The organism is Sphingobium cupriresistens (assembly GCF_004152865.1).
Classification (GTDB): domain Bacteria; phylum Pseudomonadota; class Alphaproteobacteria; order Sphingomonadales; family Sphingomonadaceae; genus Sphingobium; species Sphingobium cupriresistens.
In genome coordinates this window covers 11,631-28,236 of sequence record NZ_SEOO01000022.1, presented here as the reverse complement: position 1 = coordinate 28,236, position 16,606 = coordinate 11,631, and the positions used below count along the sequence as shown (strand labels likewise).

Sequence of the window (16,606 nt, the reverse complement as noted above, 5' to 3'; positions counted from 1 at the left end):
CGGGCCTCTCGGCTCAGTAGCGGTAGTGATCGGGCTTGAACGGCCCTTCCACCGGCACGCCGATATAATCGGCCTGGCGCTGGCTCAGCTTTGTCAGCTTCACACCCAGCTTTTCCAGATGCAGTTCGGCGACCTTCTCGTCCAGATGCTTGGGCAGGACATAGACGTCGTTGCCATACTGCTCGCTCTTGGTCCACAATTCGATCTGCGCCAGCGTCTGATTGGTGAAGCTGGCCGACATCACGAAGCTAGGGTGGCCCGTGGCGTTGCCCAGGTTGACCAGGCGGCCCTTCGACAGAACGATGATCTTCTTGCCGTCGGGAAATTCGACTTCGTCGACCTGTGGCTTGATCTCGGTCCATTTCATGTTGGCCAGGCCGGCAATCTCGATCTCGCTGTCGAAATGGCCGATGTTCGACACGATCGCCATATTCTTCATCGCGCGCATATGATCGACGGTCAGCACGCCTTCATTGCCGGTCGCGGTGACGAAGATGTCGGCGCGCGGCGCGGCCTCTTCCATCGTCACGACTTCATAGCCTTCCATCGCCGCCTGCAACGCGCAGATCGGATCGACTTCTGTCACCAGGACGCGCGCGCCGCCGTTGCGGAGCGAGGCCGCCGACCCCTTGCCGACATCGCCGAAGCCCGCGACGCAGGCAATCTTGCCCGCCAGCATGACGTCGGTCCCGCGACGGATCGCGTCGACCAGCGATTCCTTGCAGCCATAGAGGTTGTCGAACTTCGACTTGGTGACGCTGTCGTTCACGTTGATCGCCGGGAAGGGCAGCTTGCCCTTCTTGGCCAGTTCATACAGGCGATGGACGCCGGTGGTGGTCTCTTCCGACACGCCCTTGATGGCGGCGACCGTCTTGGTCAGGAAACCGGGACGTTCGGCCAGCACCCGCTTGAGCACCGAGCAGAAGATTTCCTCTTCTTCGTTCGTCGGCGTGAACAGCTCTTCACCGGCCTCGACCCGCGCGCCCCACAGCGCGAACATGGTGGCGTCGCCGCCATCATCCAGGATCATGTTGCAGACGCCGGATTCATCGCTGTGCCAATCGAAGATGCGCTCGACATAGTCCCAATATTCCTGGAGCGTCTCGCCCTTGATCGCGAAGACCGGTACGCCCGAAGCGGCGATCGCGGCGGCGGCATGGTCCTGCGTCGAATAGATGTTGCAGGTCGCCCAGCGTACCTGCGCGCCCAGCGCCGTCAGCGTCTCGATCAACACGGCGGTCTGGATCGTCATGTGCAGCGACCCGGTGATGCGCGCGCCTTTAAGCGGCTGCGACGGACCAAATTCCGCGCGCAACGCCATCAAACCGGGCATTTCGGTTTCGGCGATGTCCATTTCCTTGCGGCCAAAGCCGGCAAGGCCGATGTCGGCAATCACATAATCCTGCGCCTGAGTGGCGGGTGCGGTGGCCACGAGCGTATCTCCGTCAGCTTAGAATGGAACCCCGCCAGCGACATGCCGAGCGGCGGCGATGCGATGCGCTTTACCAATGGGCGATGCGCATGGCAACTTATATAAAGATTTCTTTATGTGCCCTGACTCAGGCAGACCCCGCGCCGGAGACGAGGTGCGACGCATCCACGCCCGCCGCGGCATAGGCCGCCGCCCATTTGCGCCGGGTCGGCACATCGAACAGCAGGTCGGCATCGCCATCGGCCAGGAACCAGCTTTCGCCGTGCATTTCCTGCTCCAATTGTCCCGCGCCCCAACCGGCATAGCCCAGCGCGACGAGGTAACGGCTTGGTCCACGGCCCTCCGCGATCGCCTTCAATATATCCAGCGATCCCGACAATCCCCATCGGCCGCCGACATGCACCATGTCCTGCCCGCCCCAGTCGAGCGAATGGAGCACGAAGCCGCGCCGCGGTTCGACCGGGCCGCCGCGCAGTACCGGCATGTCGGACACCTGGCTGCCGTTGATATCGAAACTTTCGAGCAGTTCGCGCAGGGTGATGCCCTCCATCTCCTCGCCCACCGCAATGCCCAATGCGCCTTCTTCGTCATGGACGCACAGCGCCACCACCGAATGATCGAACCGCATGTCCGCCATGCCGGGAAGGGCGAGCAGAAAATGCCCGCCATAAAAGCGCGTCTGGGTCATGATACTGAATATAGCCCGCCGCCGCGTCTTGCCAAGGACACATGGTCGCACCGACGGGGCGTCGTGACATATAAGTGGGTCCGCGTCTTGACAGCGGCCCTAGCAGCGCCGACCTCCCGCCCGTCATTAGGCCAGGAGACAGACATGACCATTTCCAAGGGCGATCGCCTTCCCAGCACCACCTTCACCCAGATGACGGAGAACGGCCCCGAAGCAGTGCTGTCAGACGAGTATTTCGCCGGCAAGACCGTCGCTATCTTCTCGGTACCAGGCGCCTTCACGCCGACCTGCTCGGCCAAGCATCTGCCCGGTTTCATTGACAAGAGCGAAGCGCTGCAGGCCAAGGGCGTGGACGAAATCGCCTGCACCGCGGTCAACGACGCCTTCGTAATGGGCGCCTGGGGCAAATCGGCTGGCGCGGAGGGCAAGGTCACGATGCTCGCCGACGGCAATGGCGATTTCGCGCAAGCGGTAGGCCTGATCATGGACGGAAGTAAATTTGGCCTCGGCCAGCGCGGCCAGCGCTTCTCGATGATCGTCAAGGATGGCGTCGTCGCGGAACTCAATGTGGAGGCACCCGGCGACTTCAAGGTTTCGTCTGCGGAACATATGCTCGAACAGCTCTGATTTTTCAGCGAGATGCGCAGCGGATTTCAGGTCTGCTGCGCATCTTGCACGCGGCGTCTTCCTTCCGTCATGCAAAGACGGTAACAGGGGGCGATGACACAAAGCATCGGCAGCGCAACGGTCACGCAACTTGACCGTATTTACCGGACATCCATCGAAAATCTGCGCGAGGCCATGCGCGCTTATGCTCGCGACGGCAGCGTCCCGTCGGCGACCGCGAAGGCCGACCGGCGTTATTGTTATCCTGAATTGCGGATCACTTATCATGGCGACAGCGACGCGCCGCCGCCGGGCCGCTCCTTCGCCCGCCTGTCCAAGCCGGGCCGTTACGCCACTACAGTCACCCGACCCGCCATGTTCGCCGATTATCTGGCCGAACAGATCGACCTGCTCGTCCGCGACTATGGCGTGGATGTGGAAGCGGGACTGAGCGAACAGCAGATTCCTTTCCCCTATGTGCTCGACGGGCTGGACATGAGCGCGCTCGACGGCACGCCGCCGACTGAACTGGCGCGCCATTTCCCCGCGACCGAACTGGCCGAGATCGGGGACGAGATCGCCGACGGACTCTTCACTCCCGATGCCGACGGAGACCGGCCGCTCGCCCTGTTCGACGGGCTGCGCACCGACTTCTCGCTGGCGCGCCTCAAACATTACACCGGCACCCCGGCCGACCATGTGCAGCGCTACATATTGTTCACCAACTATCACCGCTATGTCGATGAATTTGTTGCCTGGGCCTGCGATGAATTGCAGCAGGAGGGGAGCCGCTACACCGCCCTGTCGGGCGCAGGCGGCGTCTATGTGACCCCGGAAACCGCCGATCCGGCGCGGATGATCGCCGACAGCGCCTGGCGCAGGCATCAGATGCCGGCCTATCATCTGATCGCGCCGGACCGCAGCGGCATCACTCTGGTCAATATCGGCGTCGGCCCCTCCAACGCCAAGACGATCTGCGACCATCTGGCCGTCGTGCGTCCCGAAGCCTGGCTGATGATCGGCCATTGCGGCGGCCTGCGTCCCAGCCAGCGGATCGGCGACTATGTGCTGGCCCACGCCTATCTGCGCGACGACCATGTGCTGGACGAAATGCTGCCGCCGGAAATTCCGGTGCCGGCCATCGCCGAAGTGCAGGTCGCCATGGCGCAGGCGGCCGAGGCCGTTTTGGGACAGGGCGACCCGGAGGATTTCAAGCGCCGCCTGCGCACCGGCACCGTCGTCACCACCGACGACCGCAACTGGGAATTGCGCTATTCCAGCTCCGCCCTGCGCTTCAGCCTCTCGCGCGCGGTCGGCATCGACATGGAATCGGCCACCATCGCCGCCCAGGGATACCGCTTCCGCGTCCCCTACGGCACCTTGCTGTGCGTGTCCGACAAGCCGATCCATGGCGAATTGAAGCTGCCGGGGCAGGCCAATCGCTTCTACGAAGAAGCCATCGCCAGCCATTTGCGCGTCGGCATCATGACCTGCGAACTGCTGCGCGAGGAAGGCGCCAAGCTGCACAGCCGCAAGCTGCGCGCCTTTAACGAACCGCCGTTCCGTTAAGTGATCTAAGCCGCTTCCTGCCAGATGCTGATGCGGTCCTTGCCGTCCTTCTTGGCGGCATAAAGGGCCGCGTCCGCCCGTGCGACCATATCCTCCAACTGCGTGTCGGCGGCGGTCATTTCGGCCACGCCGAAACTGGCGCGCAGCCATACGTCGGGAAAGCCCGGCAGCGCCAGATGGCCCACTTCCACGCGCACCCGCTCCATCACCTCGGCAGCGGCGGCGGCGCTGCTGTTCATCAACAGCAGCCCGAATTCGTCGCCGCCCATCCGCCCCACCACATCGCCGCGGCGCACCGCGCTGGTCAGCAGTTGGGCGAATCCCTTGAGCGCCTGGTCGCCCGCAATATGGCCATGGCCATCATTCAGCGCCTTGAACCCGTCGAGGTCGCACACGACCAGCGCCAGCGGCAGGCTCTGCCGCCGGGCCAGGGCCATCGCCCGACCCGCGGCCTCGTCCAGTCCGCGGCGATTGAGCACCTGGGTCAGCGGATCGTGGCGCATCTGCGTGCGCAGTTGCTGGGCCAGGTCGCCCGCGACCACCAGCACCGCCGTGACGGCGGTGGCCACATAGATGGTCGGCATGAAGATGCTGAAGATCAGGCGGTAGAGATCCTTGCCGATTTCGGGACCGCGAATCAGCATGGCCGCCCCCGCCAACGCGAACTGGACGATGACGAAGGCCAGCAAAGCGAGGAAGAATACCAGCTCCGGGGGCGTCAAAGACCGATCCCTGGGCCAGAGCGACGCAGCGCTGACCGCCAGCAACCCGCCGACATAGGCGGGAATGATCAGGCCCTGCATGATCTGGCTACCGACCGGGCCGATGGCGAAGGCCATCGCCAGGATCACCAGCATAGCCGGGACAACGAAACCGGCCAATCGCAAAGGCTTGCCGGATCTTTGGCGGATACCTATGGCCAGCAAAGATCCGCTTATGATCAATCCCACGCCGGTGACGATGAACCAGCCGGGACTTTTCAGAAAAAAGCCGCAGGCATTGGCCGTCCATTGCACCATGCCCATGGCATAGGAGGCGGTCCATGTCAGGACATGGCGTTGCCGCCCGAAATGCAGCCACGCCACAGTCAGCGCGACAGTCATGACGGCAGCGGTGCCGAATAACAGGGATAGGAGAATGGCTGCCGCGTTCATGCGGCAGCCATTTACCAAGATTTACTCCGGCTTACCAGCCACAAGACTTGCCTTTATTTTGCGTAATCAACCACTTCTGCAATGGCGCGAAATAATTGACCAGCGCCTTGCCTGACATTTCGCGGCTGCCGGTAAAGGCCTGGAGCGCATCGGGCCAGGGCTTTGACGCGCCCATCTGCAACATCGCGTCAAGCTTCGCGCCTACAGCCTTGTTTCCATAGAAAGAACAGCGATGCAGCGGCCCTTTCCAGCCCGCCTGCTTGCACGCCGCCTCATAGAATTGAAACTGCAACACCCGCGCCAGGAAGTAACGAGTATAGGGCGTGTTGCCGGGAATATGATATTTGCCGCCGGCGTCGAACTTCGTCTCGTCGCGGGACACGGGCGGGACGATGCCCTGATATTGCAGGCGCAGGTCGGTCCAGGCCTTTTCATACTGGTTCTGCGGAATCGATCCGTCGAACACGCCCCAGCGCCATTTGTCGATCAGAAGGCCGAAGGGCAGAAACGCGACCTTGTCCATCGCCTGCCGCAACAACAGGCCGGTGTCCTTGTCCGCGCCCGGCACCTTGGCGGGGTCGAGCAGGCCGATCTTCACCAGATAGTCGGGCGTGATCGACAGCGCGACGAAATCGCCGATCGCCTCATGGAAGCCGTCATTGGCGCCGTCCAGATAAAGCGGCTTCTGCACCTGATAGGCGCGCTGATAATAATTATGCCCCAGTTCATGATGGATGGTGACGAAATCGTCGCCATTCACCTTGGTGCACATCTTGATGCGGATGTCGTTCTTGTTGTCCAGATCCCAGGCCGAAGCGTGGCAGATGACCTCGCGGTCGCGCGGCTTGGTGATCTGCGACCGATCCCAGAATGTCTGCGGCAACGGCTCGAAACCCAGAGAGCTATAGAAGCCCTCGCCCGCCTTAACCATCTTGACCGGGTCATAGCCCTTGGTCTTGAGCAAGTCGGTGGTGTCGAAGCCCAGATCCCCTGCGCCCGCCGGCGCCACGACATCATAGATATTGCCCCATTCCTGCGCCCACATATTGCCCAGCAAATCGGCGCGGATCGGGCCGGTTTTGGATTGCACCGCATCGCCATATTTTTCGTTCAGCTTGGTGCGGGTATAGCAATGGAGATCGTCATAGAGCGGCTTCACTTCCGTCCAGATCTTGTCGGTCAGCTTGGCGAAATCGTCGGCGGGCATGTCATATTTGGATCGCCACATCGCGCCGGTATCCGCAAAGCCCAATTCCTTGGCTCCTGCATTGGCGATGCCGACCAGCTTGGCGTAGTCGGTCCGCATCGGCGCGCCGACATTGTCGTGCCAACTAACCCACATTTCCTTCAACTCTTCGGGATTGCGGTTCTCCCCCATCTGCTCTTCGATATCGCTGCCGTTGATCGGCTGGCCCTTGAGCGTTCCCTTCCCCTTGCCATAAGCGGACTGGAGCTTGGTCGCGAGATCGTTCAGCGCCTCGGCTGCGCCCGGCGTCGTCGGCGCAGGCAGGGTCAACGCGGTGCGCAGCAGCGTCAGCCGCCGCTTGGTTTCCTCGCTCAGCCCCGGCGCGGTCGCGAACTTCGCGGCCTCCAGCGCATAATCGACCCGCTGTTTTGTATCGATCGCGCCGAAATAGGACGCCATCGCGTCGGTATCGTCGGTGATGTAGGTCGCGTTGATCCACGCCGCCCGGCCGCTGACGATCGACTGGTCAAACAGGGTCTTTTCCGCATTGGTCAAAAAGGCTTCCGCTTCGGCCGCGGTCGGCGTGGCGGCTGCGTTCGCGGACGCGGACTGCTGCGCCATCACCGGCGAAGCAACGAGGGCGGCCGCAAGCGCGGCCATCGATATAACGATTTTCATGGATATCCCCTGATCGGTTATGGCGGGGAAGGTGACTTGGCTTGGCGATACAGTCAAGCGGTCAGAAAATCGACCATCGCCTGCCCCAATTCCTTGCGGGTGACGGCGTTCATATGGTTGCCCGGCACTTCGACATAGCGTCCATCCGGCAATATCTCGGCCAATTCCTGCGCCACGCCATTATCGCGGTCGTCCGCGCCGCAGATCACCACGCTGGGCTGCTGGAAACCCGCGATCGTCGCCTCGTCGGTATCGACGAAGGTGTTGAGGATATGAAGCAGCGCCACCGGATCGCCCTTGGTGGTCTTCAGGAACGCCTCGGTCATCCATTGCGACGTGCCCCGCTCGAACGTGCCGAGGTTGGTCAGGACATCGCGATAATAGCCGCCATTGTCGAGCGCCTTGACCAGCCCCCGCAGCCCCATCCCCGCCAGGATCACGCGCCGTGGCGTGGCCCCCCGCGCCAGCATCCGCACCGTCGTCCGCGCGCCCAGCGAATAGCCGCCCAGATCATAATCGGTCAGGCCAAGTTGCGCGATCAGCCCCAGATTATCGTCGGTCAGCGCATCGGCCGGATAGGCGGCGGGATCATGCGGCTTGGCGCTTTCCCCATGGCCGCGCAGGTCCGGCAGGATCAGGCGGAAACCCGCCTCCACCAGCTTTGCGGCATGGCCGTAGCGGATCCAGTTGGTGAAGGCGTTGGAGAAATAGCCATGGATCAGGACGAGGTCGCGGGCGCCCTCTGTCTTGGCCCCCACCATATGCACCGCGATCGGCAGTCCGTCGAAACCCTTGATCTCATGGCGTTCGATCGGCAGGTCGGTCATCGGGGCATTTCCTCTTGGGCTGGGATGCCTCGCCGATATGGCGTCATCCCCGGCGGGGCAAGAGCGCAATCTGTCAGTCGGACCAGGATGGTCGATCTGTCAAACCTGCGATCAAACGGGCAAAGGGTGTGTCGGCGCAACGGCGGACCAATTTTCTGTCCGCCGACATCAGCATCGTTTCCAGCATTTCGGCCGAAGCAAGAAAGAAGCAGTCATAGGCGGGATGATCGAGCGCCAGACTGATCTCCATCGCGCGATCGGCAAGGCCAGCCGTCGGGATCAGATCGATAATGTCGGGCAATATGGCGACAGCTTCCCGCGCCTGCGCCGCATCGATTTTACGCGCGCACCTTCTTCCACATGACTTTTGCAAATTCGGGCACCAACAGGTCGGGCGCCATCAGTCGTCGGGGCAAGAGCGTCAGTGCAATGGCTGTTTCGTCGGGCCGCACGGAATCGGCGCTGCCGATCACCCAGCGGGCCGCCACGCTGGTATCCACCACCAGCACCAGGGACGATCGTCATCCCGGCGCAAATCTTCAGCGGGTGTCTGCCGCACAAGTTTTGGCGTAATGGCGCGGATGGTTTCCAGCCGCGCCAACATGCCGCTCAGGCGCTCGCCCGTCATCGGCTTTCCGCGCGTCAGAGCATCACGTAATTCCGCTTCCAGCGAACGCTGGTTGCGCACAGCCAGTTCGCGATACGCCGCGATGACATCATCGTCGAGATTGCGGATCAGCACCTGGCCCATATCGCCATGCTATCATGATGATAGCATGGCGGCAAGGAAGCCGAATCAGCCCTTCTTGAGGTGGCGACGGCCGAGCAATTCGGCGATCTGCACCGCGTTCAGCGCCGCGCCCTTGCGCAGATTGTCGCTGACGCACCACAGGTTGATGCCGTTTTCGATCGTCGAATCCTCACGCACGCGGCTGATGAAGGTCGCGAAATCGCCCACGCATTCGATCGGCGTGATATATCCGCCGTCCTCGCGCTTATCGACCAGCATGATGCCCGGCGCTTCGCGCAGGATATCCTGCGCTTCCTTCGCCGAAATCTCATTCTCGAACTCGATGTTGATCGATTCCGAATGGCCGACGAACACCGGCACGCGCACGCACGTCGCGGTGACCTTCACCTTGGGATCAAGGATCTTCTTGGTTTCCGCGACCATCTTCCATTCTTCCTTGGTCGACCCATCGTCCAGGAAAACGTCGATATGCGGGATCACGTTGAAGGCGATCTGCTTGGTGAACTTCTTCGGCTCGGCCGGATCGCCGACGAAGATGTTGCGGCTCTGCTCGAACAGTTCGTCCATGCCCGCCTTGCCCGCGCCGGACACCGACTGGTAGGTCGAGACAACCACGCGCTTGATCTTCGCGGCGTCATGCAGCGGCTTCAAAGCCACGACCATCTGCGCGGTCGAGCAGTTGGGGTTGGCGATGATGTTCTTCTTCTTGTATCCGTCGATCGCGTCCGGGTTCACTTCAGGCACGATCAGGGGGACGTCCGGGTCCATGCGATAGAGCGAGCTGTTGTCGATCACGACGCAACCGGCGGCCGCCGCCTTGGGCGCATAGATTTCGGTCGGGCCGCTGCCCGCGGCGAACAGGGCGATATCCCATCCGGTGAAGTCGAAATGCTCGATATTCTGGCATTTGATGGTCTTGCCGGTCTCACCAAAATCGATGGTCAGGCCCTGCGACCGCGACGATGCGACCGCTGCAATCTCGTCAATCGGGAACTCGCGCTCGGCGAGAATGGTCAACATTTCGCGGCCCACATTACCGGTGGCACCAACGACGACGACCCTATAACCCATGACTAAACACTCCACTCCAACGGAAATATTGCGGAGTTGGCGCCATAGCGATACTGGGCGCGTTGTCCAGAAAGAAGGGCTTGTCCGTTCGTAAAAGCCTCTTCTTGTTTGCAGAATAACTGAAAGTATCAGCCCGCTCCATGTCGCTCACCTCCTTGCCGCCCCTGCCCGACCAATGGTTTCACAGCTTCGCCTTTCCCGATGGTGCGCGTGTCGATGGCATCAAGCCGCTGGAATCCTTGCAGGAGGAAGCCGACCTGATCTTTCCCACCCCACTGGCCGGTAAGCGCGTGCTCGATATCGGCGCGTGGGACGGCTTCTTTTCCTTCCAGGCCGAACGGCGTGGCGCGGCCGAAGTGCTGGCGACCGACCATTTCTGCTGGTCGGGTCAGGGATGGGGCGACAAGCGGGGCTTCGACCATGCCCACGCCCGTTTCGGGTCGCAGGTCCGCTCGCGCGACCTCGACGTCGCCGACCATCGCGTCGCTGACCTTGGCCAGTTCGACATGGTGCTGCTGCTGGGCGTCCTGTATCATGTCACCGACCCCTATCGCACGCTGGAGGCCGCCGCCGCGATGAGCCGCGATCATCTGGTGATCGAAACGGTGACGGCGCTGCGACATGAACCGGTGCCCGCGATGCGCCTGTTCACTGAACTGGAGCTAGACCGCGATCCAACCAATTTCTGGGCGCCCAACATCCTGGCGCTGCGCGAAATGTGCGTGCGCTTTGGCTATTCGCGTTTCCAGGTGCTGCCCGAAGCGCTCGACAATCAGGGCTGGCGGAAGTTGGCGATGCCATTCCGCAAAAAGGACCGCTATCGCCGGGCGATCTTCCACGCCTGGCGATAGCGTCTGGCGTCATCAATCGGCCGGGCCACCCGCATGTTCAGCCAGGAAATGCCCGATCGTCTTCCACAGGTGGACGCTGATGCCCGGCCCGCCGACGCGATGGGTCTGACCCGGATAGGCCATCATCTCGAACGGCGCAGCTGCGCTCTGCATCTTCGCCATCAGCGCGGTCGCATTGTCGAACACGACATTATCGTCGGACATGCCGTGGATCAGCAGCAGCGGATCGGCGATCTTTACCGCCTCATCCACCGCGCCCGACGCGGGATAGGCGCTGGCCTTGTCCTGCGGCTGGCCCAGATAGCGTTCGGTATAATGGGTGTCGTAAAGTTCCCATTTGGTCACCGGCGCGCCCGCCACCGCCGCGGCGAACACGCCCGGCGCCTTCTCCAGCAGCTTCAAGGACATATAGCCGCCATAGGACCAGCCATAGGTCGCGATCCGCTGAGGGTCCACGAACGGCTGCGCCTTGAGCCACTCCACGCCCTTCAACTGGTCATCCACCTCGACCGTACCCATCGCGCGATACAGATGATCCTCGAACGCCTTGCCGCGATCAGGCGTACCGCGATTGTCGATGGCGAACACGATCCAGCCACGATCCACCAGATATTGGTTGAGCGCGCCTGACCATATGTTCGTCACCTGCCGCCCGCCGCCCGGACCGCCATAATGGATCATGAACACCGGGTAGCGTTTCCCCGCCTCCATCTTAGGCGTCATGATCTTGGTGTACAGCGTCGTCCCGTCCGCCGCCTTCACCGTGCCGAACACCGTCTTCACATGGCCCGCGACATAGGGCGCATAGGGGTGGCTGCCCGTCAGCGCATTTTCCGACAGCCATTGCAATTGCTTGCCGCTGCTGTCGGCCAGATAGACCTGCTTGGGCTGGTCGCTATTCTGGCGCGTCACCACCACCCGGCTCGCCGCGCCGTCCATGACAGCGTCGTTCCACCAGCCCCTGGCCGTCAGCGCCCGCGCCTGCCCGGCCTTGGCCAAGGCCGTCACATATAGTTGCTGCTCCAGCGGCGTTTCGCGATTGCCGGTGAAATAGACCAGCCCCTTCTCCTCATCCACGCCCACGACATCGCGCACTTCCCAGTCGCCGCTGGTCAGCGCGGTCCATTTCGCGCCGCGCACTCGATAGAGATGCCCATGGCCGCTCTTTTCCGACCACCACAGGAAGCTGCCGTCCTTTAGCGCATGGAAATTGTTCGACAGGTTGATCCAGCTTTTCGCCGTCTCGGTCAGCACCACCCGCGCCTTGCCCGTAACAGGATCGACCGCCAGCAGGTCGAGACGCTTTTGGTCGCGGCTCTCCCGCTGCACATATAGCGTCTTGCCGTCCTTCGACCAATCGACGCGGGCGAGGTAGATGTCCTTCTCCGCGCCCAGATCGACCTTCACCTGGCCCGACCCATCGGGCTTCATGACATAGAGGTCCACGATCGCGTTGGGCGTGCCGGCGGCGGGATAGCGCTGTTGATAGACTTTCGTCCCCTCGCCGCCGATCGCGGTGCGGGTTACGATGCCGACCGGGCTTTCATCGACGCGGGCGACCGCGATCCGCGCATCGTCGGGCGACCACCAGTAACCGGTGCGCCGGTCCATTTCCTCCTGTGCCACAAACTCCGCCGTACCCCAACTCAGCGTGTCGCCGGCACCCTGCGTAACTTGCCGTTCCGCGCCGCCGATCGGCTGGGTGAACAAATTGCCGCCGCGCACGAAGGACACAAAGCCGCCCTTGGGACTGACCACGCCGTTCAGTTCGCCGTCGGGCGTATCGGTCAGCCGCATGACCTTCCCGTCCAGTCCGGCGAGGTACAGGTCGCCATCCACCGGCACCAACAGGCTCTTGCCGTCAGGCGCCCAGTCATAGCTGGTGATGCCCGTGCTCCCCGCGACGCTCCGATCGCGCTCCCGCTGCATCTTCTCCGCTTCGGAAAGCTCGGCGCCGCTGCCGGCCTTCTTCGAATCGACCAGCATCCGTTCCGCGCCGGTCTTGCTGTCGATCGCCCACAGGTCGAGCCGTTCCTTCTCGTCGGCGCGGGGCTTGAGCAGCGTCACCAACGATCCATCCGGCGACAATTTCAGCGCGCGCGGCAGCGGCCCGGCCAGGTCGGGGCTGGCGAACACGCGCTCCAGCGTGAGCTGTTCCTGCGCGCTGGCGGGAAGTGTGGAGAGCAGCAGCGCACCAAAGGCCGCGCCGGCTTTCAGATAGGGGGGCATAATTGTCCTTTCCGGTCGGCGCGCAAACGCACCGAATGATAGCGCGGATTTAGCGCCACACATTAGAAAAGATCAATGCCGGGAAATTATCTGTCCTGCCATGATCGCCTGGATCATGGTGGGCGCGGCAGGGATTGAACCTGCGACCCCACCCGTGTGAAGGGTCACACTCAGGCCTAAAATCGCGGATAACTGCGGTTTCAGTACCGGACGATTGGCAGTTAAAACCTTCATATCGTAACCGCTGCGGTCCATCTGCTGTCCACTCGGAACATCAGTTGCAACGCTGGGAAGGTCAGGGCTGGAATGAAAAAGCCGTCGAAAGGGCTGGCACCCTTTGCGACGGCGGATTGCATAGCTGTGCGGCTATTCGTCGAGCATATCTCAACGGATTCAGCCGCGCAACTCATACGCTGTCGGGAGGTGCATCATGAGCATCGCCCTGACCCATTCGGGCCTGCCGGAGAACTGTGGTCGCTTCGATTTGCTGTCCGTGTTCGAACAGGTTGCCAAATCCCACTATCGGCTGTCGAAGACCGCCATCGCATTGGTTCGCCATTATGTCCTCAGAACATCGGATGAGGATTACCGCAAGGGCCGGGTCTGCGCCGTCTGGTCACAGGTGGCGACCACGGCGCGGGCGATCGGCCTCACGCCGCGCTCAATCAATGGCGCGGAACGGGAGCTGGAAGATGCGGGCTTCCTGATCCGCTCCACGGGCGGCAACGGTGCGCGCTATGGCGAGCGGCGTGATGGTCGGGTCATCTGGGCGTCGGGCATCAATCTCGCTCCGCTGATCCTCCGCTTCCACGAATTGCAGGACAAGCTGCAAGCGATACGATTGCGCGATCGTGCGGTCGATCAGTGCAAGGCCGATATCCGCCAGATCAATCGCGCCATTCGTTCGAGTGAGCAGATGAACCTGCGCACGATGGCCGACGAAATTTTGCCGCATGGTCGCACGGCGCGCATCACGGACCTCGACCGGCTGACGGCTATCAGGGATGCCTTGGCGGAAGTCCTGACCATGCTTCGCGATGGTGCCGGTGCGCAGAAAATTTCCGATGGATCGGAAGAAAATTGCGCACCCAATATACCACCAGAACAATCTTCAAAAACCTGTAGCAGCGGGGAGCCGTCGCAAACGCCCGACCTGCGCATGTCACCCCAGCAGGCTGCCCTGATCGCTACCGACGAGTATCGTGAGGCTCTTGCGATGTTTGGCGGAACCACATGGTCCGGCATTGTCGAAACGTCGCTCCATATGGCTATTCAGATGGGGATTGGTCAGCGGTCGTGGCAGTCCGCCTGCGCTCGTCTTGGACGTGAACATGCGGCCCTTTGCGTCATCATCATCCAGCGCAATGCCGCCCTGTCCTCCGGCCATCGCTACCACGCCCGCAAACCTGCGGGGTGTCTGGCGGGGATGGTGAAATCTACCTTGGCCGGAACGATGAACCTTGCCGGGATGGTCGCCGCGATCCGCGACCGAAAGAACGAAGGGAGAAAGACGGGGAGGAGTGAGATTGGAAATGCGCAGGATAGCATAACCGACAGCATTTTCGGACAAATGGCTGCACGTTATGCTCGCTGCACGAGGCTGTCATGACGCCGGTTGGCCTCAGGATCGAGGATGATCTTGCCCAAGCAATCGACCTGCTGGCGAAGGCTGCTGGGATGACGCGCAGCGCCTGGATCAAACGCGCGCTGATCGACGCCCTGCAAAAACGGCCCGATGAAATCCGCGATGTTCCGGCGTTCACTTGCCCGTCCAAACTGGTGTCCATGCGCTTTCCATCCGAGGAGGTTGCGGCAATGGAAACCGTCGCCCAGCAGGCGGGCCTGACCCGCGCGCAATGGATCAAGCGGACGATACGCTGGCAATTGTGGGACCGAGCGGGGGAACTTCGGTTGGTGCCAGCGAGCGCGCAATCCATCCTCAAGCTGGCCGTGCAGGTTCGCGCAATCGGGCGCTCGCTCAATCAAGCGGTGAAGGCGGTGAATGCCGCCAACCGGCCTGACGCTTCTGTCCCGATCGAGCTGGCTGCGCAGGCGGTGATCGGGATGGAGGATCGACTATCGACCGTCATCGCAACAGCTACGTTCGACCTATCCAGCATCACAGCGGCGGAGGTCAGCTATTGGATCGGGGGCGGCAAGCGGGCATCCCGAATCGGGAAACGCGGCGCATGAGGGGCTTCCAGTTTTCCGACGAAACGCTGGACGGGTTGGAGCGGATACAGGGTGCGCCTGCTGCGCGGCGCGGCAAGGTCGATCGAAAGGGCAATGGGCAACTCACCCGTGCCATGCTGTCAGGCAGAGGAGAGAATTTCCGACCACCAGCCAACCGAAGCCAGCGAGCGATGGAGGCGTTGGAGCGGACGACGCGGCGTGTTCCGCAGACCGTGGTGAAGATCACCGGGCGCATCCATGGGGCGGGCAGCGTGCTGGGCGCCTTCACCTATGTTGCCCGCTTGGGAGTGACCGATCAGGAGCCTCTTCCGCTGGAAACCAGTGAAGGCCAACTGCTTGCGCGGGCGGACGAGATGCAGCAATTGGCCCGCGAATGGCAACTCCACGAAATGTCCGATGAGACGCGGAGAAAAGGAGCCACGGCGCTGGCGATGGTATTCTCCATGCCTCCCGGCACAGACCCCGCCATCGTTCGTGAGGCCGTCAAGGAGTTCGCCGAGCAAGACATGGTCAACCGTCGGTGGGTCATGGTGCTGCACACCGATGAGGCGCATCCCCATGTCCACCTGATCGTCGCCAACCGGGACCAGGACGGTCGCCGTTTCAATCCCGACCGCGAATTTCTAGCCCATTGCCGCGAGCGGTTTGCCGAGAACCTTCGCTCGCGCGGTGTTGAAGCAGACGCGACCCGGCGTGCGGCGCGTGGTTTTCCACCGAGGCGGGAAGACATTGCGGCTCAGAAGGCCCGCGAACGGCAGCAAAGGCCATCGGCTGGGTCTAGGACTGCCTTCGATCAATACCGCGCGGAGAATACGGAACGGGTAACGTCAATTTACATGCGAGCGGTCGAAGAACTTGAACGTCATGGAGGAAACTCCGAGCTTTCCTGTGCAAAGGCGTTGCGTGGGCTGATCGCAGCCATGGCGATCACGTCACCTGATCGCGAGGTTGCGTCGCCGCTTATGCCCGAGAACTCGGCAGTTAGGTTAGCGCAGCTTGCTGAAGCAGCGGACAAGTTGAGAGCTTCAACGGCAAAACTCAATGAGCTGACGAAGGATTCGGCCGAAAAAATCGGAAGCACGAAACCGCAGGGCGCTGCTGGACGGCTATCTCGGCAGGCACAACGACTGGAGGAGATGATTCTCGACCGGCATCCAGCTGTGCGCCAAGTTCGGGCGCGTGACCGGGCACGGGATATAGAGGGGCCAAGCCGCTGAGATTTCGCGGCGCTCGCAATGAGCCGACATCCATGCGGTTCGACAGAGATCGTCCCAAACCAATGAGCGAACATTCAGTTTATGACTGAGCCTAGGACTTAGCTGCCGCCCTTTGGGCAGTAGCAAGATGAATCGGCGGTTTGGCCGGTTCAGC

Annotated in this window: 16 protein-coding genes; 6 read left to right on the top strand and 10 right to left on the bottom strand. The window is 62.0% G+C overall.

Features of this window, described 5'->3' with window-relative positions; all coding sequences use genetic code 11:
- Window positions 1–13: 13 nt before the first annotated feature.
- Together ahcY and EWH12_RS13765 are read right to left on the bottom strand one after the other, a co-directional pair.
- A complete protein-coding gene (gene ahcY, locus EWH12_RS13770; protein ID WP_066602017.1) occupies window positions 14–1,432 on the bottom strand; it encodes an adenosylhomocysteinase in 1,419 nt (472 codons plus the stop codon).
- Window positions 1,433–1,559: 127 nt separating this feature from the next.
- Window positions 1,560–2,120: a YqgE/AlgH family protein gene (locus EWH12_RS13765; RefSeq protein WP_129926952.1), complete on the bottom strand. Its 561-nt coding sequence runs from the start codon at window positions 2,118–2,120 to the stop codon at window positions 1,560–1,562.
- A 144-nt stretch (window positions 2,121–2,264) separates the two neighbouring features.
- Here EWH12_RS13765 and EWH12_RS13760 point away from each other — a divergent pair, with 144 nt between their 5' ends.
- Together EWH12_RS13760 and EWH12_RS13755 are read left to right on the top strand one after the other, a co-directional pair.
- Entirely contained in the window at window positions 2,265–2,747 is a 483-nt protein-coding gene (locus EWH12_RS13760; RefSeq protein WP_066602012.1) for a peroxiredoxin, read from the top strand.
- Between the two features lie 93 nt (window positions 2,748–2,840).
- Window positions 2,841–4,295, top strand: coding sequence for an AMP nucleosidase (locus EWH12_RS13755; protein WP_066602010.1), 1,455 nt, complete (start codon window positions 2,841–2,843; stop codon window positions 4,293–4,295).
- Between the two features lie 5 nt (window positions 4,296–4,300).
- Here the strand turns inward: EWH12_RS13755 and EWH12_RS13750 are convergent, their stop codons facing one another.
- The 7 genes from EWH12_RS13750 to EWH12_RS13725 all read right to left on the bottom strand — a co-directional run bounded on the left by EWH12_RS13750 (window position 4,301) and on the right by EWH12_RS13725 (window position 9,962).
- Window positions 4,301–5,449, bottom strand: a complete 1,149-nt coding sequence (locus EWH12_RS13750) for a GGDEF domain-containing protein (RefSeq protein ID WP_129926951.1) — start codon at window positions 5,447–5,449, stop codon at window positions 4,301–4,303.
- A gap of 31 nt (window positions 5,450–5,480) precedes the next feature.
- Complete coding sequence (locus EWH12_RS13745) at window positions 5,481–7,313, bottom strand: M2 family metallopeptidase (RefSeq protein ID WP_066602005.1); 1,833 nt, start codon at window positions 7,311–7,313, stop codon at window positions 5,481–5,483.
- Window positions 7,314–7,366: 53 nt separating this feature from the next.
- Entirely contained in the window at window positions 7,367–8,140 is a 774-nt protein-coding gene (locus EWH12_RS13740) for an alpha/beta fold hydrolase (RefSeq protein ID WP_129926950.1), read from the bottom strand.
- A 73-nt stretch (window positions 8,141–8,213) separates the two neighbouring features.
- Window positions 8,214–8,441, bottom strand: coding sequence for a type II toxin-antitoxin system VapC family toxin (locus tag EWH12_RS13735; RefSeq protein WP_129926949.1), 228 nt, complete (start codon window positions 8,439–8,441; stop codon window positions 8,214–8,216).
- Between the two features lie 37 nt (window positions 8,442–8,478).
- Window positions 8,479–8,628 (bottom strand): hypothetical protein, encoded by a 150-nt coding sequence (locus EWH12_RS22255; RefSeq protein ID WP_165363630.1) that lies wholly within the window; start codon window positions 8,626–8,628, stop codon window positions 8,479–8,481.
- The gene (locus EWH12_RS13730; RefSeq protein WP_207212405.1) at window positions 8,610–8,891 is read right to left on the bottom strand and encodes a FitA-like ribbon-helix-helix domain-containing protein; all 282 of its coding nucleotides are present in this window, start codon (window positions 8,889–8,891) and stop codon (window positions 8,610–8,612) included. The genes EWH12_RS22255 and EWH12_RS13730 overlap by 19 nt, the downstream gene beginning before the upstream one ends.
- Before the next feature lie 45 nt (window positions 8,892–8,936).
- Window positions 8,937–9,962, bottom strand: a complete 1,026-nt coding sequence (locus EWH12_RS13725; protein ID WP_129926948.1) for an aspartate-semialdehyde dehydrogenase — start codon at window positions 9,960–9,962, stop codon at window positions 8,937–8,939.
- Window positions 9,963–10,102: 140 nt separating this feature from the next.
- Here EWH12_RS13725 and EWH12_RS13720 point away from each other — a divergent pair, with 140 nt between their 5' ends.
- Complete coding sequence (locus EWH12_RS13720) at window positions 10,103–10,813, top strand: class I SAM-dependent methyltransferase (protein ID WP_129926947.1); 711 nt, start codon at window positions 10,103–10,105, stop codon at window positions 10,811–10,813.
- 12 nt (window positions 10,814–10,825) lie between these two features.
- Here the strand turns inward: EWH12_RS13720 and EWH12_RS13715 are convergent, their stop codons facing one another.
- Window positions 10,826–13,042 (bottom strand): S9 family peptidase, encoded by a 2,217-nt coding sequence (locus tag EWH12_RS13715; RefSeq protein WP_129926946.1) that lies wholly within the window; start codon window positions 13,040–13,042, stop codon window positions 10,826–10,828.
- Window positions 13,043–13,472: 430 nt separating this feature from the next.
- Between EWH12_RS13715 and repC the strand changes: the two genes are divergently transcribed.
- From repC to EWH12_RS13700, 3 genes are read left to right on the top strand one after another with little or no spacing between them, the layout of a single operon-like run.
- Window positions 13,473–14,651, top strand: a complete 1,179-nt coding sequence (gene repC / locus EWH12_RS13710; RefSeq protein WP_129926945.1) for a replication initiation protein RepC — start codon at window positions 13,473–13,475, stop codon at window positions 14,649–14,651.
- Window positions 14,648–15,235: a ribbon-helix-helix domain-containing protein gene (locus EWH12_RS13705; protein WP_129926944.1), complete on the top strand. Its 588-nt coding sequence runs from the start codon at window positions 14,648–14,650 to the stop codon at window positions 15,233–15,235. The genes repC and EWH12_RS13705 overlap by 4 nt, the downstream gene beginning before the upstream one ends.
- Window positions 15,232–16,452, top strand: a complete 1,221-nt coding sequence (locus tag EWH12_RS13700) for a relaxase/mobilization nuclease domain-containing protein (protein ID WP_129926943.1) — start codon at window positions 15,232–15,234, stop codon at window positions 16,450–16,452. The genes EWH12_RS13705 and EWH12_RS13700 overlap by 4 nt, the downstream gene beginning before the upstream one ends.
- Window positions 16,453–16,606 lie beyond the last annotated feature (154 nt).

Bases quoted from the DNA above. Each gene is read 5' to 3' on its own strand.
- EWH12_RS13765 (WP_129926952.1), bottom strand. From the start codon at position 2,120: ATGACCCAGACGCGCTTTTATGGCGGGCATTTTCTGCTCGCCCTTCCC.
- EWH12_RS13760 (WP_066602012.1), top strand. From the start codon at position 2,265: ATGACCATTTCCAAGGGCGATCGCCTTCCCAGCACCACCTTCACCCAG.
- EWH12_RS13755 (WP_066602010.1), top strand. From the start codon at position 2,841: ATGACACAAAGCATCGGCAGCGCAACGGTCACGCAACTTGACCGTATT.
- EWH12_RS13750 (WP_129926951.1), bottom strand. From the start codon at position 5,449: ATGAACGCGGCAGCCATTCTCCTATCCCTGTTATTCGGCACCGCTGCC.
- EWH12_RS13745 (WP_066602005.1), bottom strand. From the start codon at position 7,313: ATGAAAATCGTTATATCGATGGCCGCGCTTGCGGCCGCCCTCGTTGCT.
- EWH12_RS13740 (WP_129926950.1), bottom strand. From the start codon at position 8,140: ATGACCGACCTGCCGATCGAACGCCATGAGATCAAGGGTTTCGACGGA.
- EWH12_RS13730 (WP_207212405.1), bottom strand. From the start codon at position 8,891: ATGGGCCAGGTGCTGATCCGCAATCTCGACGATGATGTCATCGCGGCG.
- EWH12_RS13725 (WP_129926948.1), bottom strand. From the start codon at position 9,962: ATGGGTTATAGGGTCGTCGTCGTTGGTGCCACCGGTAATGTGGGCCGC.
- EWH12_RS13720 (WP_129926947.1), top strand. From the start codon at position 10,103: ATGTCGCTCACCTCCTTGCCGCCCCTGCCCGACCAATGGTTTCACAGC.
- EWH12_RS13715 (WP_129926946.1), bottom strand. From the start codon at position 13,042: ATGCCCCCCTATCTGAAAGCCGGCGCGGCCTTTGGTGCGCTGCTGCTC.
- repC (WP_129926945.1), top strand. From the start codon at position 13,473: ATGAGCATCGCCCTGACCCATTCGGGCCTGCCGGAGAACTGTGGTCGC.
- EWH12_RS13705 (WP_129926944.1), top strand. From the start codon at position 14,648: ATGACGCCGGTTGGCCTCAGGATCGAGGATGATCTTGCCCAAGCAATC.
- EWH12_RS13700 (WP_129926943.1), top strand. From the start codon at position 15,232: ATGAGGGGCTTCCAGTTTTCCGACGAAACGCTGGACGGGTTGGAGCGG.